Raw genomic sequence first — 24674 nt, 5'->3', positions numbered from 1 at the left:
GGCCCGGAGCCGAACGGCGCACGGCACGCGGACGGACTCGCCCGGGTGCCGTCCGACCGGCCGTCAGCCGGTGTGCAGCGCCGTGCGCAGGACGGCGACCGCCTGGTTGATCGCGGCCTCGGCGGCGTGCGTCCCGCGCAGGGCGTCGAGCATCACGAAGTCGTGGATGATGCCCTGGTAGCGGACGGCGGTGACGGGGACGCCGGCCTCGCGGAGCTTGTCGGCGTAGGCCTCGCCCTCGTCGCGCAGGACGTCGGCCTCGCCCGTGATGACCAGCGCCGGGGGCAGACCGGTGAGCTGCTCGGTGGTGGCGCGCAGCGGGCTGGCGGTGATCCGGGCGCGCTCGGCCTCGTCGGTCGTGTACTGGTCCCAGAACCACTGCATGGCGTCGCGGCGCAGGAAGTAGCCCTCGGCGAACCGGTGGTACGACGGCGTGTCGAAGCTCGCGTCGGTGACCGGGTAGAACAGCACCTGGTGGACCAGGGGCACGTCCCCGCGCTCCTTGGCCATCAGGGTCAGCGCGGCGGTCATGTTGCCGCCGACCGAGTCGCCGGCCACCGCGATCCGCGTGGCGTCCAGGCCCTTGGCCGTCCCCTGCTCCACGACCCAGCGCGCCACGGCGTAGTTCTGCTCGATGGCGACCGGGTAGCGGGCCTCGGGCGAGAGGTCGTACTCCGGGAAGACGACGGCGGCGTTCGCGCCGACGGCGAGTTCGCGGACCAGGCGGTCGTGGGTGTGGGCGTTGCCGAAGACCCAGCCGGCGCCGTGGATGTAGATGATCACGGGGAGGGGGCCGGTGGCACCGGCGGGCTTCACGATCCGTGCCCGGACGGTGCCGGTGGGGCCGCCCTGGACCGTCACCCACTCCTCGTCGACGGCTGGCTTGGCGATCTCGCCGGACTGCACCTCGTCGACCGCCTTACGGCCCTCGACCGGCCCGAGGTCGAAGAGGTACGGCGGGTTCGCGGTGGCCTCGACAAAGGCCTGGGCGGCGGGTTCGAGGACGGGACGGGCTGCGGTGGCGTCGGACATGACGGCCTCCTCGTTTCGGGCGCCGCGGACAGGGGCGGCCGGCGGTGTTCGCCGGGGCTGCGGCACGGCAATGACAGTAGCGCACGATTAAATCGTGCGCTACTTATTTGGGTGCGATACGATCGGGTGCGATATCTTCGAGGGCGACGTCCTTGTGCCGCACAGGGTCGCGGGGACCGGAAAGTTAAGGTGGTGCACCGCTGTGACGACCGCAGGAACCAGGAGCCGCCCCGTGGACCGTGCCGCCGCCGAGCCGACCGAGGGGTCCCTCCTCCTCGACGACCAGCTCTGCTTCGCGCTGTACGCCGCCTCCCGCGCCGTGACCGCGCGCTACCGGCCGCTCCTGGACGAACTGGGCCTGACCTATCCGCAGTACCTGGTGATGCTCGTCCTGTGGGACCAGGACTCGGTCTCCGTGCGCGAGCTCGGTGCCGCGCTGCAGCTGGAGTCCAGCACCCTGTCCCCGCTGCTGAAGCGCCTGGAGGCGGGCGGGCTGGTCAGCCGGGAACGGCGCCCCGACGACGAGCGGTCGGTCGCCATCCGGCTCACCGAGGAGGGGGCCCGCCTCCGGGACCGCGCCCGGACCGTCCCGGTGGCCATCGGCGACGCCATGGGGCTGACGGCCGAGCAGGACGCCACGGCCAAGCAGCTGCTGCGCCTGCTCACCGCGCACGTCTCCGAGGGCTGACGCCTCACCAGTCGCGGGCGGCCGCCCGCAGGAGCTCCCGGACCCGGGCCGCGTCCGGGTTGGTGCCGGAGCCCGGCCGCTGGACGAGGAAGAGGGTGTTCAGCGGGGGCTCCTCCGGCGCGTGCAGCAGGGTCAGGCGGCCGGAGTCCAGATACTCCTGGCAGAGCGAGCGGGGCAGCACGCTGTACCCGGCCCCGGCGTTGACCGCCGACAGCACCGCGTACAGGTTCGGCACGGTCACCGCCGCGCGGGCGGTGAGCGGCTTGCCGAAGACCGTCCGCCAGTAGCGCCGTACGAGGGGCAGATCCGCGGCGTAGGTGACCAGCGGCACGTCACGCAGGGCGGTGCACACATCGCCGTCGCCGGTGTGCCGTGCCCACTCGGGGCCGGCGACCAGCACGTACTCCTCGTCGGCCAGCGGCACCGAGGGGAGCGCCCGCCCGCGTGGCCGGCGGGTGGCGATCACCAGGTCGTGCCGGCCCGAGCCCATCTCCTCCAGCAGGGGCTCGGGAAGACCCTGGGCGACCCGCAGCTGGACCCCCTCGGCGACCAGCGGCTCCAGGGCGGGCAGCACCCGCACGCACAGCAGCTCCGAGGGATCCGCGAGATGCACGGGCGCACGCTGTCCGGCGAGCGGACCGCCGCCGCCGTCCAGCGCGGCGAGCGCGTCCAGCGGCGCCGCGACCTGACCGGCCGGCTCATGGGCGAGCGGAGTCGGCTCGACCCCGCGCGGCAGCCGCGTGAACAGGTCCCGGCCGCCCGCACCGCCGACGCCACGACGCTCCTCACCACGCAACGGCAGCTCGCCGCCGCCTGCGGGGTGGCCCTGGCCGCGACCCTGGCCGCCGGCGGTTTCCGCACCGGGCTCCTCGCCATGGCGGGACTGGGCGGCTGCGCCGCGCTGCTCGCCCTGCGCGTCAGCGACCGCCGGGTCCGTGACGGGTATCGCGCCGACGCAGGTCAGGCATCCGTCCGTCCTCGGAAGTTCCCCGGCCGGCGCGTAACGTGAACCGGCATGAGAATCACCGTCTCCTCCGACATGGACGAACCCGTCGCCCGTCTCCTCGTCGAGGAGCTGATCCGGCGCGGCCACGACGTGCGCGCGTACGGCGCGCTGGAGCCCGGGGCGGACCCGCGGTGGGCCGTCTGTTCGGAGGCCGCGGCCCGGGAGGTGGCCGCGGGCGCCGCGGACCAGGCCGTGGTGTGCTGCTGGACCGGCACCGGCGCCTCGATCGCCGCGAACAAGGTGCCGGGCGTGCGCGCGGCCCTGTGCGCGGACGCCTATACCGCCGACGGCGCGCGCCGCTGGAACGACGCCAACGTCCTCGCCCTGAGCCTGCGCCTGACCTCGCCGCCGGTGCTCAAGGAGATCCTCGACGCCTGGTTCACGGCCACGCCGAGCCAGGACGCCGAGGATCTCGGGAACGTGGCCCACGTCGGACGTCTCGACGCGGGCCGGGGGACTGCCTAGGGTCAGTGGGCGCCGAGCCCGCCGCCGCCGAACGAGCCGCTGGAGCCCGGACTCCAGCGCGGCCGGTCCTTGGACGCGCTCGGCCTGGTCTGCTGGTTGCTGAGTTCGTACGGGGTGAGCGCATGGCCACCCTTGGGAATCAGAGGGATCTCCTCCGACTCGCGGTTCTCCCGGACCTCGTGCACCGCGCCCTCCGGGGGCAGCTTCGGCTGCTCCTCGGGACGCGGCCGGAGCGACTCGTGGTACTTGACCCGGTTGCCCAGCCAGAAGCCTCCGGCGAGCATCGCCAGCACGGCCACGGCCACCAGGAAGAGCGCGAGACTCATCAGGCCGCTGGGAGCGGCCAGCTGCATCGATGACGTACTCATAGCAAGGGGATACCCGGACCAGAACGGTACGAACCGGACGTGATGGGTAACCGGTCGTACACCGTGGGCGACCTCCGGGGGTGACGCCGAACGGCCGGAACCCGTGCCGGCGCGGCGTTTGCCGCCCCCGTTCCGGGCTACCCGGGGCGGGTGACGCAGCAGACTTCCCAGCAGGAGCTGTACCGGTTTCTGGAGGACCGCTTCGCCTGCGCCCAGGCCTGCACGGAGTGTGCCCGGGTGTGCGCGCTGCGCGCCGGGGTGCTCGACCCCGGCGGCGCCGAGTCCGAGAAGGTGCGCCGCAAGGGCATCATGTGCGCCGAGGTGTGCGACGCGACGTGCCGGGCGCTGACCGAGGAGAACGGCCGGGGCGAGGCCGATCTGCGCATCCAGCTCGCCTGGTGCCGGACGATCTGCCTCGAATGCGCGGTCGCCTTCGAGACCCACCGCGCCGCCGAGGCGAGCGCGGCGGCCTGCCGGGAGTGCGCCGAGGCCTGTGCGGACTTCCTCGCGGCCCTCGGCTGAAGGCCGGGGCGCCCGGATCCGGCGGGCGCCCCCCTTCCTTGTTCTCGGTCCGTCATGCCCCCGGCAGCGGGCGGACCGTGAGGATCTGCTCGGCGCGCCCGACCGGGCCGTCGACGTCGTGCAGGACGGTGCTGGTGAGGCCCTGGCCGGAGGGGCCGAAGGTGACCGTGGTGTCCAGTCCCGTCCAGGTGCCGCGCGGCTGGCGGTGCAGGTGCACGGTCAGGTCGACGTTCGGGAACATCCACGCCGTGGGCGGCTGCCGGACGGCGATGCCGTTGGCGGTGTCGACGAGGGCGAGATACGAGGCGAGCGGGCTCACCTCGACACCGGCGACCAGGTCGAGTGGGGTGGAGACCCACGCCGTCGTCCGGCCCGGGCTGGGCGGTGCGACCGGGCGGACGTCCACGGAGGCGATGTAGCCGCCGGGCCAGAGGTCGGACATCGGCCACGGGGTCAGTGACCCGGGCGCGGCGAGCCGGTCCCCCGGGCCGCCCGTCACGGCGGTGGTGTCCAGGGCGGCCAGGTACCAGGCGCGGGCCCGGACGACCAGGCGGCCGGCGATCCGGACCACCGCTTCGAGGAGTTCGATGGTCCGGCCGGGGCGGACGGTCCCGACCTCGATCTCGCACTCGTCCAGGGCGAGGCGGCCCAGGATGTCGTAACTGATCCGGGAGAGCAGCAGCCCGTTGTCCTCTCCCGCGGCCTGATGCCGGTCGAGGGCGTGCACGACGAGGCCGCCCAGCGGGCTGAAATGCTGCTCGTTCACGTCCCAGGCGCCGCCCGCGTGCACGGTCGGTTTGTAGCGCCGCTCGTCGATGGCCTCGAAGTAACCACCCCGGGGCCCGGTGGAGTTGGGCAAGGTCCGTCTCCCCTTTCCTCTGCTCGGGACGTTACCGGGATCCGCGCGTCCCGCCACGTGAGAAAGTGCACAGTGCAGCTATCTCGTGCCGGCGCGGTGGAACGGCGGAGTGCGGCGGAGGAGTGGCCGACCCGATGCCTGGCATCCGGAACGCGCATTTCCGCCGCACCGCCCGGCTGCCTAGCGTGACAGGAGTTCCGCACCGCACGTCCCCCCAGAGGAGCGCCTCCATGAGCCAGCCGCCGCGCCGGATCGTCACCGGTCACGACGGGTCGGGTACCTCCGTGTTCCTCTCCGACGGCGCACCGCCCATAGTCCGTACCGCTCCCGACGGCGCCGTCTTCTACGAGATGTGGAACACCGACGCCGTGCCGGCGCCCCTCGCCGCCGACGAGGCCGAGCCCACCGAGCGCGACCTGACCGTGCCGCCCGCCCCCGGCGGCACCAAGATCCGGGTGAACGAGTTCCCGCCGGGCTGTGTCTCCCCGACGCACCGCACCCAGACCGTGGACTACGGCATCGTCCTGGACGGCGAGGTCGTCCTCGTCCTCGACGACTCCGAGCGGGTGCTGAGGGCCGGGGACGTGGTGATCCAGCGCGGCACCGACCACCGCTGGGAGAACCGCACCGGCACGGTGGCCCGGATGGCGTTCATCCTCGTCGACGGCGTCTTCACCGAGCCGCTGCTGAAGGTCCTGGGCCCCGAGGTGCTCGGCACCCTGCACGGCAGCCCGCTGGCACCCGGCGAGTCCTGAACCCACCGCCGTCCGTCGTAGCCGTGAGGAGAACGCGTCCGTGACGTCCGAAGGAAAACGGCTGGCCGGCAAGGTGGCCCTGATCTCGGGAACGGCCCGGGGCCAGGGCCGGGCCGCCGCGCTGCGCTTCGCGGCCGAGGGGGCCCTGGTCGTCGGCGGCGACCTGCGGCACGAGGGGGCACTGGAGACCCAGCGGCTCATCTCGGAGGCCGGCGGCGCCGCCCGCACCCCCGCCCCGCTGGACGTCACCGACGAGGACTCCGTCCGGGCCTGGGTGGCGGAGGCCGTCCGTGCCTTCGGCGGGGTCGACATCCTCTACGCCAACGCGGGCGCCGTCCGCTTCGGAGCGGTCGACACCCAGCCGTATGAGGACTTCGCCTTCACCATGCGCGCGGAGCTGGACTCCGTGTGGCTCGCGGCGCATGTCGCCTGGCCGCACCTGGTCCGCAGCCGCGGCTGCATCCTCACCGTCGGATCGACGGCGGGCCTGACCGGATCGCTCACCAACCGCCGTACCGCGCACTCGGCCTCGAAGGGGGCCGTCATCGCACTGACCCGGCAGCTTGCCGCCGAGGGAGCCCCGCACGGCGTCCGGGCCAACTGCGTCAGCCCCGGAATGATCGACACCGAGGGCTCCCGGGGCGACCTGCTGGCCGAGGACCACCCCATGCGGACGATCGCCCGGCACATTCCCCTCGGCCGCGTCGGCCGCCCCGACGAGGTCGTCAACGCGGCGGTCTTCCTCGCCTCCGACGAGGCGTCCTACATCACCGGCGCGAACCTGGTCGTCGACGGCGGCTGGTCAACCGTGCTCCCCGGCTGAAACGCCCCCGGCGCCGCCATTCCCAATTTCTGGAACACGTTCTACGGTGTGCGCCGTCAGGACCGCCCTTGGGGAGCCTGGAGGCGCCGTGCACCTCGACCACACGCCCGAGCAGCAGCGGCTGCGCACCGAACTGCGCGCCTACTTCGCCGGCCTGGTGCCGGACAACGCCTACGCCCGCTACGCCGACCCGGCCGCGCAGAAACGCTTCTACCGGGAGACGGTCCGGCGGCTGGGCGCGGACGGCTGGCTCGGCGTGGGCTGGCCGAAGGAGTACGGCGGGCGCGGCCTGACGGCGATGGAACAGTTCATCTTCTTCGACGAGGCCGCCCAGGCCGGCGTACCCCTCCCGCTCATGGCCCTGAACACCGTCGGCCCGACGATCATGCAGTACGGCACCGACGAGCAGAAGGCGTACTTCCTGCCCCGCATCCTCTCCGGCGAGATCGACTTCGCCATCGGCTACAGCGAGCCCGACGCGGGGACCGACCTCGCCGCCCTGAAGACCCGGGCCGTGCGCGAGGGCGACGAGTACGTCGTCAACGGCCAGAAGATCTGGACCACCAACGGCGACACCGCCGACTGGGTCTGGCTCGCCACCCGTACCGACCCCGAGGCCCCGCCCCACAAGGGCATCACCATGCTCCTGGTGCCGACCTCCGACCCCGGCTACTCCTGCACGCTGATCAACACCCTCGCCTCGCACGACACCACCGCCAGCTACTACGAGAACATCCGCGTCCCCGTCTCCCGCCGGGTCGGCGAGGAGAACCAGGGCTGGCGGCTGATCACCAACCAGCTCAACCACGAGCGGGTCACCCTCGCGGCCCACGGCACCATGGCCATCCGCGCCCTGCACGACGTACAGCGCTGGGCGATGGAGACCAAGCTCGCCGACGGCCGCCGGGTCGTCGACCTGCCCTGGGTGCGCCGCCGCCTCGCCCAGACCCACACCCGCCTGGACGCCATGAAACTCCTCAACTGGCAGATGGTGACCGCCGTCCAGGAGGGCACCCTCACCCCGCAGGACGCCTCCGCCGTCAAGGTCTACGGCTCCGAGACCCGCCGCGACGCCTACGCCTGGCTGATGGAGATCGCCGCCGCCGCGGGCCCGCTGAAGGAGGGCTCGGCGGGCGCGGTCCTCCACGGCGACCTGGAACGCGGCTACCGCTCGGCGGTCATCTTCACCTTCGGCGGCGGCAACAACGAGATCCAGCGGGAGATCATTTCCTGGATCGGACTGGGGATGCCGCGGGTACGGCGTTAACCTGCGGTCATGGGCGCCGACCCCGGGCTCTTCACCCCGGACTCCGTGACCTGGCAGATGCACGGTGACCCGATGATGTGGGTCGCCGGAGTCCGCGCGCTCTATCTGCAGGCTCTGCACCCGCGCGCGGTGCGCGGAGTCATGGAGAACTCCGACTTCCGCCGGGACGCCTGGGGCCGGCTGATGCGGACCGCGAACTTCGTCGGCACGACCACCTACGGCACCACCGAGTCCGCCGAGCGGGCCGGGGCCCGCATCCGGAAGGTCCACAGCATGCTGACCGCCACGGACCCGGACACCGGTGAACGGTACGGCGTGGACGAACCCGAACTGCTCCTGTGGGTGCACTGCGCCGAGATCGACTCGTATCTGCACGTCGTCCGCCGCTCCGGCTTCCCGCTCACCGACACGCAGGCCGACCGCTACATCGCCGAACACCGGATCAGCGCCCGCCTGGTCGGCCTCGACCCCGCCGCCGTGCCGGGCGACCAGGAGGAGCTGGCCGCCTACTTCGAGAAGGTACGACCGCAACTCGGCGCGGGAGCCGACGCACGCGCGGTGGACGACTTCCTGCTCCGCCCGCCGACGCACCCGCTCCTGATGCCGGCGCGCGACGTGCTCTGGCGGCGCGTGGCCCAGCTGGCGTACGCCGCTCTGCCGCCGTACGCCCACGAGTTGTACGGCAGACCGGCCCCCGGAGCCGCCGTCGTCACCCGCCGGCTGCGCGCCACCGGCACCCTGCTGCGCTGTGTTCCCGCACGTCTGCGCTGGCAACTCCCGCCCAAACACATCCTGCGCGCCATGGCGAGGCTCGGTCCTCACGCGCGCCCCGCACCGTACAAAGCCGGGCGATAGGGCGCCATACTGGGCGAGTTGGGGGTGTACGGCATCGCGCGGCCACGCGGTGTCCGTGACCCCCAGGGGAGGGCGGGCTGGAGGCGACGGGGGGCGACGGCGCGCGATGGCTGACACCAGGCTGGTCCAGGGGCGCTACCGGCTGCTGGACCTGATCGGGCGGGGCGGGATGGGGGAGGTGTGGCGGGCCCGCGACGAGTCCCTGGGCCGGCAGGTCGCCGTGAAGTGCCTCAAACCGCTCGGCCCGCACCACGACCAGGCGTTCACCCGCGTGCTGCGCGAGCGGTTCCGCCGCGAGGCGAGAGTGGCCGCCGCGCTCTCGCACCGCGGGGTCACCGTCGTCCACGACTTCGGCGAGTCCGACGGCGTCCTCTACCTGGTGATGGAACTGCTCGACGGCCGCAACCTCAGCCAGCTGATGGAGGACAACAAGCACCACCCGCTGCCCGTGGGCGACGTCGTCGACATCGCCGAACAGGTCGCCGCCGCCCTCGCCTACACCCACCAGCAGGGCATCGTGCACCGCGACCTGAAACCCGCCAACATCATGCGGCTGACCGACGGCACCGTGAAGATCTGCGACTTCGGCATCGCCCGCCTCGGCGCCGACATCGGGTTCACCTCCCGGCTGACCGGCACCGGCATCGCCATGGGCACCCCGCACTACATGTCCCCGGAACAGATCGGCGGCGTCGAGGTCGACCAGCGCAGCGACCTGTACTCGCTGGGCTGCGTCCTGTACGAGATCGCCACCGGAGCACCGCCGTTCGACCTCGGCGACGCCTGGGCGATCCTCGTCGGCCACCGCGACACCCCGCCCGCGCCACCCCGCGACCAGCGCGCCGAACTGCCCGGCTGGCTCGAGCGGGTCGTCCTCGACCTGCTGGCCAAACGACCGGACCAACGCCCCTACGACGCGAAGGAGCTGGGCCGTCGCATCACCCTCGGGCGGACGACCCCCACCTACGTCCCCACCGTGGTCACCGCACGGCCTCAACTCCCGTCCTCGGAACCGGCGTCGCGCGCACCCCGGCTGCCGTCCTGGACCCGGGGCATGACCACCGGCCACAAGGCGACCGGCGCCCCCCTGCGCACCACCCCGCCCGACCCGAGCGCCGGACTCACCGGCGAGTGGACCGCCCGCCCGGCCACCGGCACCGCACAGCCGCCGCCCGCGCTCCCCGCTCCCGGTCCCGCTCCCGAGACCGTGGCCGCGCTCGCCGGCCGCCACAACGCCGGGCTGAGCCTCGGGCGGCTCGGGCGCTGGGCCGAGGCCGGCGAGGTGCACCGCGGTGTCGCCGCCGAACGCGAGCGCCTGCTCGGCCCCGACCATCCCGACACCCTCGCCAGCCGCTACGAGATCGCCTTCACCCTCAGCCGCACCGGCCGCGCCGCCGACGCCCTGCGCGCGTACACCGAGGTCGCCCGGGACCGGGAGCGCGCCCTCGGCGCCGACCACCCGGACACCCTCGCCGCCCGCCAGGAAATGGCCTACGTCCTGGGCCAGCTGGGCCGCCACTTCGAAGCCCACCAGGCGTACACGGCCGTGCTCGCCACCCGGCAGCGGCTGATGGGCCCGGACCATCCCGACACCCTGCGCTGCCGCCACAACCTCGCCTTCAACCTCAGCAGGCTGGGCCGGCTCGAGGACTCCTACCGGATGGCCCACGACGTGGCCGCCGCCCGCGCCCGGGTGCTCGGCCCACAGCACCCCGACACCCTGGTCACCCGCTACGAAGTCGCCTACGCGCTCGGCCAGCTGGGCCGCTGGGAGGAGGCCCTCCAGACCTACCGCGAGGTCGCCGAGGCCCGCGCCCGCGCCCTCGGCGCCGACCACCCCGACACCCTGGCCGCCCGCTACGAGGTCGGCATCAGCCTGGGCCGCCTCGGCCGCAGCGCGGACGCGCTCGCCCTCTACCGCGCCCTGATCGACGACCGCACCCGGGTGCAGGGCCCCGCCCATCCCGAGACCCTGCGCGCCCGGCACGGTCTCGGCGTCAACCTCGGCCGCCGCGGCCGCTGGGAGGAGGCCCTCGCCGAATCGCGTGACGTGTGCGCCATCCGCGAGCGGGTCCTCGGCGCCGACCACCCCGACACGCTGGTCAGCCGCCGCGAGGTCGCCGTGAGCCTCGGGTGGCTGGGGCGCTGGGCGGACGCGCTCAGCGAGTACCGGCGGGTGGCGGGCGCGCGCGAGCGGGTCCTCGGCCCGGACCACCCCGACACCCTGGCCAGCCGCAACGACGAGGCGCACTGCCTGGAGCAGCTGGGGCGGGGCACGGAGGCCGTGGAGCTGTACCGGCGCGTCGCGGTGCTGCGGCAGCAGCGGGCCTCCGGCGGCCGCTGACGCGGCGGGTCAGGGGCCCGGGGGCTCGCAGGGGCGCTTGTCGCTGGGCGTGCCGGGACTCTGCGGACCGCGCACGGCGTCCAGCAGGGCCTGTCCCTGATTGTCCACCCACTTCGTGAACAGCTGCTGGGAGTAGCCGAAGACAATGGCCCAGGCGATGATCTGCGCCGTCGAGTCGAGGGCGCTGAGCCCCGGCACGAAACCGCCCCGCATCAGCAGCAGCCCGAGGACCGCCGTCAACGCCCCGGTGGGCAGTTTCAGCAGCGCCAGGACGACCGGGACGTCGTAGGGCAGTGCCGTGCCCCTGATCCGCCGCAGGGCCGCCGCGGAGGCGATCGACGCGGCCACGATGCCGACCACCTCGACGACGAGGTAGTCCGCCCGGCGCGTGATTGCGGCGACCTGTGTGGTGGTCGGCCGGGTCAGGCCGGCGGTCGCGCTGCTCGTCGGGCAGACGATGGAGTACCTCTGGCCGGTGTGAGGTGTGAAGCAGAGCGGGACCACGTGCTTCCACAGGTAGCCCGCGACGGCGATGGCGACCGCGCCGACGGTCAGGCATACCGTGACGACCTTGACGATCCGTACGAAGCTGCGTACGCGGAGCGTCTCCCTGCGCTTGAGCCGCCGCGCGAGACTGATCGTCTCGGCGAGGAAGGCGCGGTCGCCGGGTCTCAGCTCGGCGTTCTTCGGATCGTTCAGCTTGCGGGCGATCGCCGCGCTGCGGATGCGGCGGGGGTCACCGGGGGCGAAGTGCTCGTCGATGCGGGCCACGATGTCCGGCAGATGTGCCGTGATGTCGTCGAGCGACGACATCCAGACCATGAGATTCAGCGCGGAGTCGACATGTGACTGCGCCACGCCCAGGTGAGCGGCGCGCCTCATCGTCGGATGCCATTTGTGACTGATGGTGTCCTTGGCGGCCTGGAGCTCCGCGCGCGCCTTCTCCGCGTAGCACGGATCCGCACCGTTCGCCCCGATGTCCGCCTGCGCTCGCGCCGCGACCGCGTCGAGCACCGCTTCCAGTTCGGCGATCCTTCCCCGGAGGATCTCCCGCTGCTCCCACGCGCCCAGCTCGCCGCGAGAGGCCCAGAACGGGGCCCTCTCGGCGAACGAGGTACGTGCCCTCGCCGTCCACGCCCTCACCTTTCCCATGCGCGACTTCTCGACGGACGCCCGCGCGGACTTGACGACGTCTGGTCCAACTGGAGGGAACAAGTCACCACAGAATCGTTTGGCTTCCCCGGTGGATCATCACGTGTTACGAAGAACCATGCCTCCTGCCACCACAGCATCCCGGACCTACGACGTCGTCATCGTCGGCGGCGGACACAACGGCCTCGTCGCGGCCGCCTATCTGGCCCGGGCCGGCCGCTCCGTGCTGGTGCTGGAGCGGCTGGGCCACACCGGCGGCGCCGCCGTCTCGACCCGCCCCTTCGCCGGCGTCGACGCCCGGCTGTCCCGCTACTCCTACCTGGTCAGCCTGTTGCCGAAGAAGATCGTCCGTGATCTCGGCCTGGACTTCCGCGTCCGCGCCCGGACCGTCTCGTCGTACACGCCCGTGGAGCGCGACGGCCGGCCGACCGGTCTGCTGGTCGGCGGCGGCGAGCGGCGGATCCGCGAGGCCTTCGAACGACTGACCGGGGGCAAGACGGAGTACCAGGCCTGGCAGCGGTTCTACGGCAGGACCGCCCGGGTGGCCGAGCGCGTCTTCCCGACGCTCACCGATCCGCTGCCCTCGCGCGAGGAACTGCGCCGCCGGATCGACGACGAGGAGGCCTGGCGGGAGCTGTTCGAGGAGCCGATCGGGGTCGCGATCGAGGAGAACTTCACCGACGACCTGGTGCGCGGCGTCGTCCTCACCGACGCGCTGATCGGCACCTTCGCCGACGCCCACGATGCCTCGCTGCGCCAGAACCGCTGCTTCCTCTACCACGTCATCGGCGGCGGCACCGGCGCCTGGGACGTGCCGGTGGGCGGCATGGGCGCCCTCACCGACGCGCTGGCCGCCGCCGCGCGCTCGGCGGGCGCGGAGCTCGCCACCGGCCACGAGGCGGTCCGGATCGAGACGGACGGCCACGGTGCGGAGGTCGCCTACCGCACCGCCGACGGCGAGGGGGTGGCCGCCGCCCGGCACGTCCTCGTCAACGCCTCCCCGCAGGAACTCGCCGCCCTCACCGGCGACCCGGCCCCGGAGCCCGCCGAGGGCGCCCAGCTCAAGGTGAACATGCTGCTCAAGCGGCTGCCCAGGCTGCGCGACACCGCCGTCGACCCGCGCGAGGCCTTCTCCGGCACCTTCCACATCGCCGAGGGGTACGGCCAACTGGCCACCGCCCACGCCGAGGCGGCGGCCGGCCGGCTCCCCAGCGCCCCGCCCTCCGAGATCTACTGCCACTCCCTGACCGATCCCACGATCCTCGGCCGGAACCTGGTCGAACGCGGCTACCAGACCCTCACCCTCTTCGGTCTGCACACCCCCGCCCGGCTCTTCGCCGCCGACAACGACGCCGTCCGCGCGGAACTCCTCAAGGCCACCCTCGCCCAGCTCGACGCCCACCTCGCCGAGCCGATCACCGACTGCCTCGCCCTGGACGCGGACGGCCGTCCCTGCATCGAGGCGAAGACCCCCCTGGACCTCGAACACGACCTCCGGCTGCCCGGCGGCAACATCTTCCACCGCGACCTCTCCTGGCCCTACGCCCAGGACACCACCGGCCGCTGGGGCGTCGAGACCCGGCACGCCAACGTGCTGCTGTGCGGGGCGGGCGCGGTGCGCGGGGGAGGGGTGAGCGGGGTGCCGGGGCACAACGCGGCGATGGCGGTGCTGGAGGGGGCGGACGGCTGACGCGTCAGCGCATGTGCGCCCCGCCGTCCCACCGGGATGCCCGCCGCCGCGGACACCGCCGGCGCGCCGAGCTCCGCCACCGCCGGTGTCTCGACGGCCGCCGGGGCGACCGCGTTCACCGTCACGCCGTACGCCGCCGGCTCCCGGGCGAACACCGTGGTCAGGACCAGCACACCGGCCTTGGTCGCGGAGTAGTGGGCGCCCGCGAGCGTGCCGCCCTGCCGGCCCGCCAGGCAGGCGAGGTCGACGACCCGTCCCCACCGGCACTCCTGCATCGCCGGCGCGCACAGCAGGGTCAGCGCGAGGACACTGCGCAGGTTGGTCCCGGCACCGCACGGGCGGCGTTGTTGACCAGTACGTCGGGCGTGTGCCGGCGGCCGGAGACCGCCCGCACCGCGCTCGCGGTCGAGCAGGGCCACCCGGAACCCGGCACCGACCCCGGACGAGAGCACTTCGAGAAATCTGACGGAGCATCAGAAAACCTCTTCCGTCGGCTGCCCGGCTGCGGCATCCTGCGCCCATGCAGACGGAGCTGAGCAAGACCCTGGGAGTCGAGCACGCCGTCTTCGGCTTCACGCCCTTTCCCGCCGTCGCCGCGGCCATCAGCCGGGCCGGCGGCTTCGGAGTGCTCGGCGCGGTCCGCTACACCGCCCCCGACGACCTCAAACGCGACCTCGACTGGATCGAGGCGCACATCGACGGGAAGCCGTACGGGCTCGACGTCGTGATGCCCGCCAAGAAGGTGGAGGGCGTCAGCGAGGCCGACGTCGAGGCGATGATCCCCGAAGGACACCGGCAGTTCGTCCGCGACACCCTCGCCAAGCACGGCGTGCCCGAACTCGCCGACGGGGAGGCGTCCGGCTGGCGCATCACCGGATGGATGGAGCAGGTCGCCCGCACCCAGCTGGACGTCGCCTTCGACTATCCGATCCGGCTGCTCGCCAACGCCCTCGGCTCCCCGCCCGCCGATGTCGTCGCCCGCGCCCACGACCGGGGCGTCCTGGTCGCCGCGCTCGCGGGCAGCGCCCGGCACGCCGTGAAGCACAAGGACGCCGGCATCGACATCGTCGTGGCGCAGGGCTACGAGGCCGGCGGCCACACGGGGGAGATCGCCACCATGGTGCTCACCCCGGAGGTGGTCGACGCCGTCGCCCCGCTGCCCGTGCTGGCGGCGGGCGGGATCGGCAGCGGCCGGCAGGTGGCGGCCGCGCTCAGTCTCGGCGCCCAGGGAGTGTGGCTGGGCTCCCTGTGGCTGACCGTCACCGAGGCCGACCTCTCCTCGCCCGCCGTGACCCGCAAACTCCTCGCCGCCGGCTCGGGCGACACGGTCCGCTCCCGCGCCCTGACCGGGAAACCGGCCCGCCAGCTGCGCACCGAGTGGACCGACGCCTGGGACGACCCGAGCGGGCCCGGCACCCTCCCCATGCCGCTGCAGGGCCTGCTCGTCGCCGAGGCCCTCACCCGCATCCAGAAGTACGAGGTCGAACCCCTGCTCGGCACCCCCGTCGGCCAGATCGTCGGCCGTATGACCAGCGAGCGCAGCGTCCAGGCCGTCTTCGACGACCTCACCCGGGGCTTCGAACAGGCCGTCGACCACATCAACCGCATCGCCGGAAGGAGCGGCACGTGACCAGCACGCCCCCCGCCGGATTCTGGGCCCAGGCCACCAGCGACCCCGACCGCACGGTGCTCGTCGCACCCGACGGCGAGGAATGGACCGCCGGACGCCTGCTCACGGACACCAACCGCCTCGTCCACGGACTGCGCGCGGCCGGTCTGCGCCGCGGCGACGCCTTCGCGGTCGTCCTGCCCAACGGGCCCGAGTTCTTCACCGCGTACCTCGCCGCCACCCAGGCCGGCCTCTACCTCGTCCCCGTCAACCACCACTTCGTCGCCCCGGAGATCGCCTGGATCGTCGCGGACTCCGGCGCCAAGGTGCTGCTCGCCCACGAACGGTTCGCCGGCCCCGCCCGCCAGGCCGCCGACGAGGCCGGCCTCCCGGCCACCCACCGGTACGCCGTCGGCGAGGTCGAGGGCTTCCGCCCGTACGCCGAACTCCTCGCCGGACAGCCCGGGTCGGCCCCCGCCGACCGCGAACTCGGCTGGGTCATGAACTACACCTCGGGTACGACGGGCCGCCCCCGCGGCATCCGTCGCCCGCTGCCCGGCAAGCTCCCCGAGGAGGCCTACCTGGGCGGCTTCCTCGGCATCTTCGGCATCCGGCCCTTCGGCGACAACGTCCACCTGGTCTGCTCGCCGCTCTACCACACGGCCGTCCTGCAGTTCGCGGGCGCGTCCCTCCACATAGGCCACCGCCTGGTGATGATGGACAAGTGGACCCCCGAGGAGATGCTCCGCCTGATCGACACCCACAAGTGCACGCACACCCACATGGTCCCGACCCAGTTCCACCGGCTGCTCGCCCTCCCCGAGGAGGTGCGCGCACGCTACGACGTCTCGTCCATGCGGCACGCCATCCACGGCGCCGCCCCCTGCCCGGACCACGTCAAGCGGGCGATGCTCGACTGGTGGGGCCCCAGCGTGGAGGAGTACTACGCGGCCAGCGAGGGCGGCGGCGCCTTCGCCACGGCCGAGGACTGGCTGAAGAAGCCCGGCACCGTCGGCAAGGCCTGGCCCATCAGCGAACTCGCGGTCTTCGACGACGACGGCAACCGGCTGCCGGCCGGTGAACTCGGCACCGTCTACATGAAGATGAACACCGGCGGCTTCTCCTACCACAAGGACGAGGCCAAGACGGAGAAGAACCGCATCGGCGACTTCTTCACCGTCGGTGACCTCGGCTACCTCGACGAGGACGGCTACCTCTTCCTCCGCGACCGCAAGATCGACATGATCATCTCCGGCGGGGTCAACATCTACCCGGCCGAGATCGAGTCCGCCCTGCTCGCCCACCCCGCCGTCGCCGACGCCGCCGCCTTCGGCATCCCGCACGACGACTGGGGCGAGGAGGTCAAGGCCGTCGTCGAACCCGCCCCGGGACACGAGCCGGGACCGGACCTCGCCGCCGCCCTCCTCGCCCACTGCGCCGGACAACTGGCGGGCTACAAACGCCCCAAGACCGTCGACTTCATCGCCGAGATGCCCCGCGACCCCAACGGCAAGCTGTACAAGCGGCGCCTGCGGGACCCGTACTGGGAGGGGCGCACCCGGCCCGTCTGACTCAGGAGTGCGGGCGGGAACGGGCCTCCAGGTACCCGGCGAGGCCGGCCGAGTCGGTGCCGATCTTGCGGTAGATCCGGGACAGCAGCTGCCGCACGCCCTGCTCGGTGAGCCGCAGCTCCTTGGCGACCACCGCCACCGGCTGCCCCTGGACGGTCAGCTCGGCGGTGCGCTGCTCCTGCGGGGTCAGGGTGTCCGCCGGCACATACCGCAACGGCAGGGGGCGCATCCCGGCCGCCGAGAGCTCCTCCCTGGCCCGGGCGGCGAGCGACTCGGCCCCGCAGTGCACGGCGCCTTCCAGACCCTGGTAGAGCCGGTCGGCGGCCTCCTGCAGCCGCCCGTTGCGGGACAGTGCGGCACCGTGGCCGATCTGGGCGCGGGCGAGTTCGTAGGCGGCGGGCGACTGCTCCAGACTTTCGACCGCCGCCGCGTACAGGTCCACGGCGGCCGGCCCGCCGGTCACCTCGGCGAGCGTGTGCAGCGCCTGGCCGATCGCGGAGGCGGCACCGAAGTCCCGGGCCCGCCGCACGGCGTCCTCGGCGTGACCCACCGCCTCCTCCGGAGCGGTGGGGGCGAGCGCGGACGCCAGCCGCAGCTTCCAGGGGCACCAGGCTGGATTGCGCCAGCCCCGCCCGTCCAGCCACTCCCCGACCGCGGCCAGCAGCCGCGCCGCCTCGGCGTGCCGCCCCTCCGCGAGGAGGAGTTCGGCGTAGACGGTGCGGGGGTCGGGATAGATGACCGTGTTGAGGGGAGTCTCGTCGAACGCGTGCTCGTCGGCGAGCGCGCGTGCCTCGGCGACACGCCCGCGGGCCAGCAGCGTCTTGATGAGGATGCTCATGCCGAACCACCGGGCGGCCACGACCCCGTCCATCTTGTCCGCGATGCGCAGCCCCTCCCGTACGACGTCCTCGGCCTCGGCCAGACTGCCCCGGCGATAGCGGATGTACCCGGCGATGGTCTGGCCGAAGGCCAGATGGGAGCCGTGCCAGCCCTTGGCGATGCAATCGGCGATCCCCTGGTCGAACAGCGCCTCGGCCCGGTGCGGCTGGTCGCCGTAGAGGAACACCAGGGCGACGGAGAGGGGTACCTCGAACCCCCGGTTCTCGCCGGTCCAGCTCATACCGCCGTGCAGGGCCTTCTCGGCATACCCGAGTGAGATCCGCCTCGGCTCGCCGCGCATGGCCGCGTCCCAGGCCCGCAGTCCCAGGATGTAGCGCTCCTCCAGGCTGCGGCCGGGCAGCTGTTCGGCCAGGCGGGCCATCGTCCGGGAGCGCGCCGGGGAGTCGTGGTCGTCGGAACGCACCATGCTCCAGACGAACTGGTCGGCCTGCATCCGCAGTTTGACGCGGGGACTCGTGGCCTTGCGCGCCTCTTCGGCGGCCACGGCCACGGCTTCGGCCAGCTGGTCGGTGTGGGCCATGGCCGTCGTCAGCCGGTAGACGATGGAGGCACGCAGATCGGGGTCGACGCGGGGCTGCGCCAGCGCCTGCCGCAGATGCCTGACCGTGGCCGTGGGCTCGATCAGGAACGTGGCGCAGGCCAGTTCGTGGAGCACCGCGGCACGGTCCTCGGGCAGCGGCGGCTCCTGCAGCGCACGGGTCAGTAGCCGCCCGGCCGCCTCGGTGGCACCGGCGCGCAGGTACGCGCGGGCTGCCTCGCGCAGACAGGCGACCGTCTCCGGACGGTCCTCGCAGGGGACCTCCATCAGGTGCCGGGCCGCGGCGGTGGGCCCGTACCCCGCGGCCAGCAGAGCCTGTGCGGCCGTGTTGTGCAGACCGGTCCGGAAGGCCGTGCGGATGGACCGGTAGATCGTCGTGGTGATCAGGGGGTGGACGAACTCCAGCTCCCCCTCGGGGCCGTGGCCCTCGGCCAGGATCCGGGCGCCGCGCAGCTTCTCGGTCGCCTCGGCGACGGCCTCCTCGCCGAGCACCGCGATGGTCGCGGCGAGCTGGGGCGAGAAGGGCGAGCCCAGCACGGCCGCGGTGTGCGCGAACCGGACGGTCGCCGTGCCGAGCCGTTCCAGACGCTCGATCAGTCCCGGGCCCTTGATCATCGCGGCGAGCTCGCGCATCGCGGGCAGGTCGTCGTCGGTGCCGCCCAGTCTCCGCTCGCCGAGTCCGATGGCCAGCTCCACCGTCTCGAAGGGGCTGCCGTTCGTGGCCGACCAGCACTCCTTGCAGAAGCGGTCCTCGGCCGCCTCCCCGATCTCGCTCCTGACGATCTGTGCCACGCCCTCGGGCGTGAGCAGGGCCAGGTCGTGGGGGCGGCCCCCGTGATCCCCCGCGAGCGTGCGCAGCGGGACCGCCTCGGACGGAAGTTCGTCGGGCCGGTAGGCGACCACGATCAGCAGGGGCAGGTCGTCGATCCGCGGTGCGAAGGAGGCGAGCCAGCTCAGTGACTCGGGGTCCGTCCAGTGCAGATCGTCCAGGAGCAGGACGACGGGCGCCTTCTTCACCGCGAGGCGCGTCATGACCCAGTCGAGCCCCTCGCGGACGCCGGTCGCGTCCGGCGCGGGGGCGGGCCCCTTCGCCTCGAGACCGAGCACGGCGGCGACGGTGTCGTACCAACTCCCCAGGAAGGCGTGGAGTTCCGCCTCGTCCATCCTCGCCAGGGAGGGCTGCAGCAACTGGCGCACCACGCGGAACGCCGAACTCTGTTCCGCCTCGCCGCCCCGGCCCGACAGCACGGTGAACCCGTGTGCCGTGGCCCGGGCACGTGCCTCCGTGACGAGCGCCGTCTTGCCCAGTCCGGCCGACCCGGTGAAGGCCAGCAGTCCCTTGCGCCGTGCTCGCGGCACACCGTCCGCGCTGCGGCGCAGCTCCTTGAACGCGGCGTCCAGGGCATGGAGTTCCCCTTGGCGCTCGATCAACGTCTCCGGGTCCGTGACCGGTTGCCGCAGCTCCGTCGCCATGTGCCGTACCGCCCTCTTCGTTCGGCCTGCGGGACAGCCGAGCGTACGCCCCGAGCAGGTGCGATAGGACGGATTGAGCACTATAGGGTGAATCATCGACCGGGGACGGGAGAATACCCGCTCACCGGGTACGAGGCGCCGGATGGAGGCCTGCGACGGGGACCGAGGCCACGTCCGAGTAGCGCGGTACCGTCCGGGACCACTGGTAGCACCCGCGGATCCAGCCGATCATGCCCTCCACGTAGCCGACGCCGGCCGGGCTCAACTCCGGTTCGATCGCATGGTAGATCCTCTGGAACTCCCCGATCGCGCCGTTGATCTGCTGGACGGCCAGGAAGACGGCCATCTGCAGGGAGCAACGGCGCTCGCGCTGGTACGCCAGGGCCAGGTTGATCATTTCGCCCGCGCGCTGCTCCTTCACCGCGGAGAACAGGTCGGCCGTCCACACGGCCGCGTCGGCCGACAGCCTGCTGAGCCGCAGTACGCCGGGGTGGTGGAGTTCGGCCAGGGGCACCTCGCAGGGCTGGGCGGCCTCGTACAACGGGTAGAACGGCTCGACGCCCGCGGTCAGCGACCGTATCGAGGTGCACTCCACCGTCCGCGGGGCAAAGGGCTGGGCCTGTGCGACCGCTTCGTACAGCAGGCCGTGGACGTATTCGCGGCTCTTCCAGGCCCACCGCGCGGCCTGCGCGGGTGTGCACCGCTCCCGGACCTGCCGGTGGAGGTCGGCGAGGGCCGCTCCGAGAGGAGACGTGGGTGCCTGGCCGTCCCGCAGGATCGCGACGCTCTCGCACAGCATGGGCAGCAGCAGGCCCGGGGAACGCCGGCCGACGTCCTCCGCGCGGTCGTCGAAGACGAACTGGTAGGCGATCTGGTTGGCCACGATCTGGAGGAGATCCGGGTCCACGGCGGGGCTGGTGCAGGAAGCGAGCTGGGCGGGGCGGGTCCGGGCGATCATCGCCGCCACACCTGGTTCGCCGGTCAGCCCCCAGGCGCTCAGCCATGCGTCGACGCCGGATTCCGCATCGGATTCACAGGAGTTGCGCGCGAAGGGAAAGGGCATGCGGAGATGGCGGTCGATCAGGTCGCCGAGGTCGGAGACGTGGGTTCCGTTCCGTACACCGACCGTGCGTTCCTCATGCGTTGTCGACAACGTGATCACCTGCCGTCCTGGAATGTGAGGTGTGAGGGGCGCCCGCGGCTCGGGGCGACGGGGTCCGCGTGCGTGCCTCGCAGGCCATGACCAGCGATCGTGGCCCCAGCGTGATCGCGGGCCGGGGCGGCCGGGGGGTGTGGCCGGGCAGATGGCGCAGGCGCCGGTGGGCGGCGATGGTCGCGAGCGCCAACGTGGCCTCCACCATGGCGAACTCGTCCCCGAGGCATTTGCGGTTGCCCACGGAGAACGGCATCGTCGCGCGGCGCTGTGCGGCGGTGGGCCGCCCCGGCAGCCAGCGGTCGGGGTCGAACCGCTCGGGGTCGGGGAAGGACGCCGGGTCGTGGTGCAGGAGGTAGGGGCTGTAGAGCACGGTGGCCCCCGCGGGGAGCCGGCGCCCGGCGAGTTCCGTCTCCCTGGTGGCGACCCGGGTGAAGAGCCAGCCCGGCGACGAGTGGCGCAGCGTCTCGGAGACCACGCACCGGGTCCGTACGAGGTGTGGCAGATCGTCGGGGCCGGGCCGGCGGCCGTCGGCGAGGACGGTGTCCAGTTCGGCGTGCAGACGCCGCTCGGCCTCCGGATGCCGGGCCAGCAGATCGAAGGCCGCGGCCAGGCACAGGGCGGTGGTCTCGGCGCCCGTGAGCAGCAGGGTGATCAGGTGGTCGTGGATCTCCTGGTCGGTGATCGACGGGCCGTCCCCGGCGCCGTGCGCCGCCGCCAGGAGCGTTCCCAGCACGTCGTCCCGGTCGGGGCCCCGGCGGCGCTGCGCGATCACCGTGTCGATGATGGCGTGCAGGCGTGAGAGGGCGTGCCGGTAGCGGCGGTTGGCGGGGGTGGGCAGGCGGAACAGGGCGTCGATCGGGACGACCGTACGGACGAAGAGGCCGCGCACGACGTCGGCGAGACAGTCCCGGACCTGGGCGGTCGTCGGGTCGTCCAGCGAGTCGGAGAGCAGGACCCGGCTGATCGTGCGGGTCGTGAGGGTCATCATGGCCTCGGTGACCGGAACGGTCCGGCCCGTCTGCCACCCCTCGCACACCGACTCGGCTTCCTCGGTGACGAGGTCCGTGTACGCGGCGACATGGGACGGGCGGAATCCCGGTTGCAGCAGCCTGCGTTTGTCGCGGTGGGTGGACTGACGGCAGGTGACCAGACCGTCGCCCATCAGTTTCCCGAGCCTGTCGTAGAGCGGGCCCCCCTTGTCGAAGGTGTGCGGATCCATGAGCACCTCGTGGGCCAGCTCCGGGTGACACACCATCCAGGCACGCCGGGGGCCCAGGCGTATCTCGACCAGGTCCCCGTGGGCGGGCAAAGAATTCAGAAACGCCAGCGGGCGACGGTATAAGGCGATACCGTGACCGAGAAGAGGGAATATGCCGGGAGCAGTACCTGTCGTCCAAGTCCGTTTTTGTTCAGGCGCAGCACGGTTCATGAAAGCCTCCTGTCCGGTGCGAGACGTGTCCTGCCCAGTTGAAGGGTTTCAGGTCTCCCGAAAGCTTTCTCCAAAGGGGCGCACGGAGGCACGCTGAAGCAAATTGCACAAAGCGTGAACGGCTTCTGCTGCCTTGTGCATCAACAGTGCATTCCTCTCGCCCCATGAGTGCGGTCCCGCCCCAGGCGCGGGACGGGACCACGTGGCGGCCGGCACCGCCGCGGCCGCGGCGGGCCCGAAGAAGCGCGAGCGGTCGCCGCGCACGGTCACGAAGCCGTCGGCGAGCGTGCAGACCTGGTCGGCGGCCTGCGCCCAGCCGGTACCGAAGCCGAGGTCCGCGTAGTCCTCGGCGAGGATGTGCGGAATGCCGTACTCGGTGTAGCGGACGACGGCGGACAGCCCGCCGTGCGCGGGACGGTCCTGGCGGGTCGGCGGCCCGGCCGCGGCGGCCGGTAACGCGGCCGACGCGGTGAGCAGGGCGACGGCTGCGACGAGCAGTCTTCGCACATGGGCGGTACGCATCTGTGCCTCCCAACTGTGGTGCGAGAAAAGGAAGTTGACCTCCGGTCCGGATGATCTGTCGCGACGGTGCTTGACCTGCCCCGGCGACGGGCCGAGGATCATGAGTCATGACGCAGGGACAGGGCAGCACGGTTGACGGGGTGCTGCGGCGCAGCGCCCGGCGCACCCCCGCGCGGGTGGCGGTGGAGTACGGCGGGCGGCGCTGGACGTACGAGGAACTCGACGACGCCGTCTCACGCGCGGCGACGGTACTGCTCGACCAGGGCCTGGACCGCGGCGACCGGGTCGGCGCATACGGGCACAACTCCGACGCCTACCTGATCGCGTTCCTCGCCTGCGCCCGGGCCGGCCTGGTGCACGTTCCCGTCAACCAGAACCTGACCGGCGACGATCTCGCGTACGTCGTCGGCCAGTCGGGCAGTGCGCTGGTCCTCGCCGACCCCGGCCTCGCCGGGCGACTCCCGGACGGCGTACGGGTATTGCCGCTGCGGGACACCGACGGCTCGCTCCTCGACCGGCTCGCGGACGCGGCGCCGTACGACGGGCCCGAACCGCGCACCGAGGACCTGGTGCAGCTGCTGTACACCTCCGGCACCACGGCGCTGCCCAAGGGCGCGATGATGACCCACCGGGCGCTGGTGCACGAGTACCTGAGCGCCATCGCCGCCCTCGACCTGAGCGCCGGGGACCGGCCCGCGCACGCGCTGCCGCTCTACCACTCGGCCCAGATGCACGTGTTCCTGCTGCCCTACCTGGCGGTGGGCGCGACCAACGTCATCCTCGACGGGCCGGACGGCGACACCCTCTTCGACCTGGTCGAAACCGGGCGCGTGGACAGCCTGTTCGCACCGCCCACCGTGTGGATCGGCCTGTCCAACCGGCCCGACTTCGCGACCCGCGACCTGAGCGGACTGCGCAAGGCCTACTACGGGGCGTCGATCATGCCGGTGCCCGTCCTCGAACGGCTGCGGGAACGGCTCCCGAAACTCGCCCTGTTCAACTGCTTCGGGCAGAGCGAGATCGGGCCGCTCGCCACCGTGCTCGCGCCCGAGGAGCACAAGGGACGGCTGGACTCGTGCGGCCGCACCGTGCTGTTCGTGGAGGCACGGGTGGTCGGCGAGGACGGCGCGGACGTCCCCGACGGCACCCCCGGTGAGATCGTCTACCGCTCACCGCAACTGTGCGAGGGGTACTGGGACAAGCCCGAGGAGACCGAGGCGGCCTTCCGCGACGGCTGGTTCCACTCCGGCGACCTCGCGGTACGCGACGCCGACGGCTACTACACGATCGTCGACCGGGTGAAGGACGTCATCAACTCCGGTGGCGTACTGGTCGCCTCACGGCAGGTGGAGGACGCCCTCTACACCCACGAGGGGGTCGCCGAGGCCGCCGTGATCGGCCTGTCCGACGAACGGTGGATCGAGGCGGTCACCGCGGTCGTGGTGCCGCGCGGCGAGGTCGACGAGGCCGGGCTGATCGCCCATGTGAAGGAGAAGCTGCCTGCCTTCAAGGCACCCAAGCGGGTCCTGTTCGTGGACGCGCTGCCCCGCAACGCCAGCGGCAAGATCCTGAAGCGGGAGCTGCGGGAGCGGTTCGGTGACGCCTCGTGAGGAGCCAAGAAGTCTGGTTCCATACCGTGCGCGTCTTCCG

Annotated in this window: 21 protein-coding genes and 2 pseudogenes; 13 read left to right on the top strand and 10 right to left on the bottom strand. The window is 72.6% G+C overall.

The window, feature by feature from the left end; genetic code table 11:
* Positions 1 to 63: 63 nt before the first annotated feature.
* Positions 64 to 1032, bottom strand: a complete 969-nt coding sequence (locus tag ACFZDK_RS40595; RefSeq protein WP_390980304.1) for an alpha/beta hydrolase fold domain-containing protein — start codon at positions 1030 to 1032, stop codon at positions 64 to 66.
* Between the two features lie 232 nt (positions 1033 to 1264).
* Between ACFZDK_RS40595 and ACFZDK_RS40590 the strand changes: the two genes are divergently transcribed.
* Positions 1265 to 1720 (top strand): MarR family transcriptional regulator, encoded by a 456-nt coding sequence (locus ACFZDK_RS40590; protein ID WP_390980302.1) that lies wholly within the window; start codon positions 1265 to 1267, stop codon positions 1718 to 1720.
* A gap of 4 nt (positions 1721 to 1724) precedes the next feature.
* On the opposite strand, the gene ACFZDK_RS40585 is transcribed toward ACFZDK_RS40590, so the two are convergent.
* Positions 1725 to 2333 carry a LysR substrate-binding domain-containing protein gene (locus ACFZDK_RS40585; protein ID WP_390980300.1) on the bottom strand — a complete coding sequence of 203 codons (609 nt, stop codon included), beginning with the start codon at positions 2331 to 2333 and terminating at the stop codon, positions 1725 to 1727.
* Here ACFZDK_RS40585 and ACFZDK_RS40580 point away from each other — a divergent pair.
* Both ACFZDK_RS40580 and ACFZDK_RS40575 read left to right on the top strand, forming a co-directional pair.
* Positions 2328 to 2729: a hypothetical protein gene (locus ACFZDK_RS40580; protein ID WP_390980298.1), complete on the top strand. Its 402-nt coding sequence runs from the start codon at positions 2328 to 2330 to the stop codon at positions 2727 to 2729. The genes ACFZDK_RS40585 and ACFZDK_RS40580 overlap by 6 nt on opposite strands.
* Before the next feature lie 6 nt (positions 2730 to 2735).
* Positions 2736 to 3191, top strand: a complete 456-nt coding sequence (locus ACFZDK_RS40575) for an RpiB/LacA/LacB family sugar-phosphate isomerase (protein ID WP_390980296.1) — start codon at positions 2736 to 2738, stop codon at positions 3189 to 3191.
* 2 nt (positions 3192 to 3193) lie between these two features.
* On the opposite strand, the gene ACFZDK_RS40570 is transcribed toward ACFZDK_RS40575, so the two are convergent.
* Entirely contained in the window at positions 3194 to 3559 is a 366-nt protein-coding gene (locus ACFZDK_RS40570; protein WP_390980294.1) for a DUF6479 family protein, read from the bottom strand.
* Between the two features lie 150 nt (positions 3560 to 3709).
* On the opposite strand from ACFZDK_RS40570, the gene ACFZDK_RS40565 reads away from it, so the two are divergent.
* Positions 3710 to 4081 carry a ferredoxin gene (locus ACFZDK_RS40565; protein ID WP_390980292.1) on the top strand — a complete coding sequence of 124 codons (372 nt, stop codon included), beginning with the start codon at positions 3710 to 3712 and terminating at the stop codon, positions 4079 to 4081.
* Between the two features lie 52 nt (positions 4082 to 4133).
* On the opposite strand, the gene ACFZDK_RS40560 is transcribed toward ACFZDK_RS40565, so the two are convergent.
* Complete coding sequence (locus tag ACFZDK_RS40560; RefSeq protein WP_390980290.1) at positions 4134 to 4940, bottom strand: acyl-CoA thioesterase domain-containing protein; 807 nt, start codon at positions 4938 to 4940, stop codon at positions 4134 to 4136.
* A 230-nt stretch (positions 4941 to 5170) separates the two neighbouring features.
* Here ACFZDK_RS40560 and ACFZDK_RS40555 point away from each other — a divergent pair, with 230 nt between their 5' ends.
* The 5 genes from ACFZDK_RS40555 to ACFZDK_RS40535 all read left to right on the top strand — a co-directional run bounded on the left by ACFZDK_RS40555 (position 5171) and on the right by ACFZDK_RS40535 (position 10984).
* The gene (locus ACFZDK_RS40555) at positions 5171 to 5695 is read left to right on the top strand and encodes a cupin domain-containing protein (RefSeq protein ID WP_390980288.1); all 525 of its coding nucleotides are present in this window, start codon (positions 5171 to 5173) and stop codon (positions 5693 to 5695) included.
* A gap of 40 nt (positions 5696 to 5735) precedes the next feature.
* Entirely contained in the window at positions 5736 to 6518 is a 783-nt protein-coding gene (locus tag ACFZDK_RS40550) for an SDR family oxidoreductase (RefSeq protein ID WP_390980286.1), read from the top strand.
* An 88-nt stretch (positions 6519 to 6606) separates the two neighbouring features.
* Positions 6607 to 7785: an acyl-CoA dehydrogenase family protein gene (locus ACFZDK_RS40545; RefSeq protein WP_390980283.1), complete on the top strand. Its 1179-nt coding sequence runs from the start codon at positions 6607 to 6609 to the stop codon at positions 7783 to 7785.
* A 9-nt stretch (positions 7786 to 7794) separates the two neighbouring features.
* Positions 7795 to 8640, top strand: coding sequence for an oxygenase MpaB family protein (locus tag ACFZDK_RS40540; RefSeq protein ID WP_390980281.1), 846 nt, complete (start codon positions 7795 to 7797; stop codon positions 8638 to 8640).
* 106 nt (positions 8641 to 8746) lie between these two features.
* Entirely contained in the window at positions 8747 to 10984 is a 2238-nt protein-coding gene (locus tag ACFZDK_RS40535) for a tetratricopeptide repeat protein (RefSeq protein ID WP_390980278.1), read from the top strand.
* 9 nt (positions 10985 to 10993) lie between these two features.
* Here the strand turns inward: ACFZDK_RS40535 and ACFZDK_RS40530 are convergent, their stop codons facing one another.
* The gene (locus ACFZDK_RS40530; protein ID WP_390980276.1) at positions 10994 to 12136 is read right to left on the bottom strand and encodes a hypothetical protein; all 1143 of its coding nucleotides are present in this window, start codon (positions 12134 to 12136) and stop codon (positions 10994 to 10996) included.
* Positions 12137 to 12254: 118 nt separating this feature from the next.
* On the opposite strand from ACFZDK_RS40530, the gene ACFZDK_RS40525 reads away from it, so the two are divergent.
* On the top strand, positions 12255 to 13826 hold the full coding sequence (locus ACFZDK_RS40525; protein WP_390980273.1) for an FAD-dependent oxidoreductase: 1572 nt from the start codon (positions 12255 to 12257) through the stop codon (positions 13824 to 13826).
* A gap of 77 nt (positions 13827 to 13903) precedes the next feature.
* On the opposite strand, the pseudogene ACFZDK_RS40520 reads toward ACFZDK_RS40525, so the two are convergent.
* Positions 13904 to 14101: pseudogene (locus tag ACFZDK_RS40520) on the bottom strand (SDR family NAD(P)-dependent oxidoreductase); the annotation flags it as partial.
* Positions 14102 to 14346: 245 nt separating this feature from the next.
* Here ACFZDK_RS40520 and ACFZDK_RS40515 point away from each other — a divergent pair.
* On the top strand, positions 14347 to 15456 hold the full coding sequence (locus tag ACFZDK_RS40515; RefSeq protein ID WP_390980270.1) for a nitronate monooxygenase: 1110 nt from the start codon (positions 14347 to 14349) through the stop codon (positions 15454 to 15456).
* Positions 15453 to 17006 (top strand): AMP-binding protein, encoded by a 1554-nt coding sequence (locus tag ACFZDK_RS40510; protein ID WP_390980268.1) that lies wholly within the window; start codon positions 15453 to 15455, stop codon positions 17004 to 17006. The genes ACFZDK_RS40515 and ACFZDK_RS40510 overlap by 4 nt, the downstream gene beginning before the upstream one ends.
* A 1-nt stretch (position 17007) precedes the next feature.
* On the opposite strand, the gene ACFZDK_RS40505 is transcribed toward ACFZDK_RS40510, so the two are convergent.
* The 4 genes and pseudogenes from ACFZDK_RS40505 to ACFZDK_RS40490 form a co-directional block, all read right to left on the bottom strand.
* Positions 17008 to 19917 carry an AAA family ATPase gene (locus tag ACFZDK_RS40505; protein WP_390980266.1) on the bottom strand — a complete coding sequence of 970 codons (2910 nt, stop codon included), beginning with the start codon at positions 19915 to 19917 and terminating at the stop codon, positions 17008 to 17010.
* Between the two features lie 121 nt (positions 19918 to 20038).
* Positions 20039 to 21079: a (-)-alpha-amorphene synthase gene (locus tag ACFZDK_RS40500; RefSeq protein WP_390980264.1), complete on the bottom strand. Its 1041-nt coding sequence runs from the start codon at positions 21077 to 21079 to the stop codon at positions 20039 to 20041.
* Positions 21054 to 22382, bottom strand: a complete 1329-nt coding sequence (locus ACFZDK_RS40495) for a cytochrome P450 (RefSeq protein WP_390980261.1) — start codon at positions 22380 to 22382, stop codon at positions 21054 to 21056. Before ACFZDK_RS40495 ends, ACFZDK_RS40500 begins: the two co-directional genes overlap by 26 nt.
* 342 nt (positions 22383 to 22724) lie before the next feature.
* A pseudogene (locus tag ACFZDK_RS40490) lies at positions 22725 to 23024 on the bottom strand (penicillin acylase family protein); the annotation flags it as partial.
* A 107-nt stretch (positions 23025 to 23131) separates the two neighbouring features.
* Here ACFZDK_RS40490 and ACFZDK_RS40485 point away from each other — a divergent pair.
* Positions 23132 to 24634: a fatty acyl-CoA synthetase gene (locus tag ACFZDK_RS40485; RefSeq protein ID WP_390980259.1), complete on the top strand. Its 1503-nt coding sequence runs from the start codon at positions 23132 to 23134 to the stop codon at positions 24632 to 24634.
* Positions 24635 to 24674 lie beyond the last annotated feature (40 nt).

The sequence above is a fragment of the Streptomyces sp. NPDC007901 genome (genome assembly GCF_042959465.1).
Classification (GTDB): Bacteria; Actinomycetota; Actinomycetes; order Streptomycetales; family Streptomycetaceae; genus Streptomyces.
The sequence above is the reverse complement of the archived record's forward strand: the minus strand, read 5'-3'. Positions and strand labels throughout refer to the sequence as shown.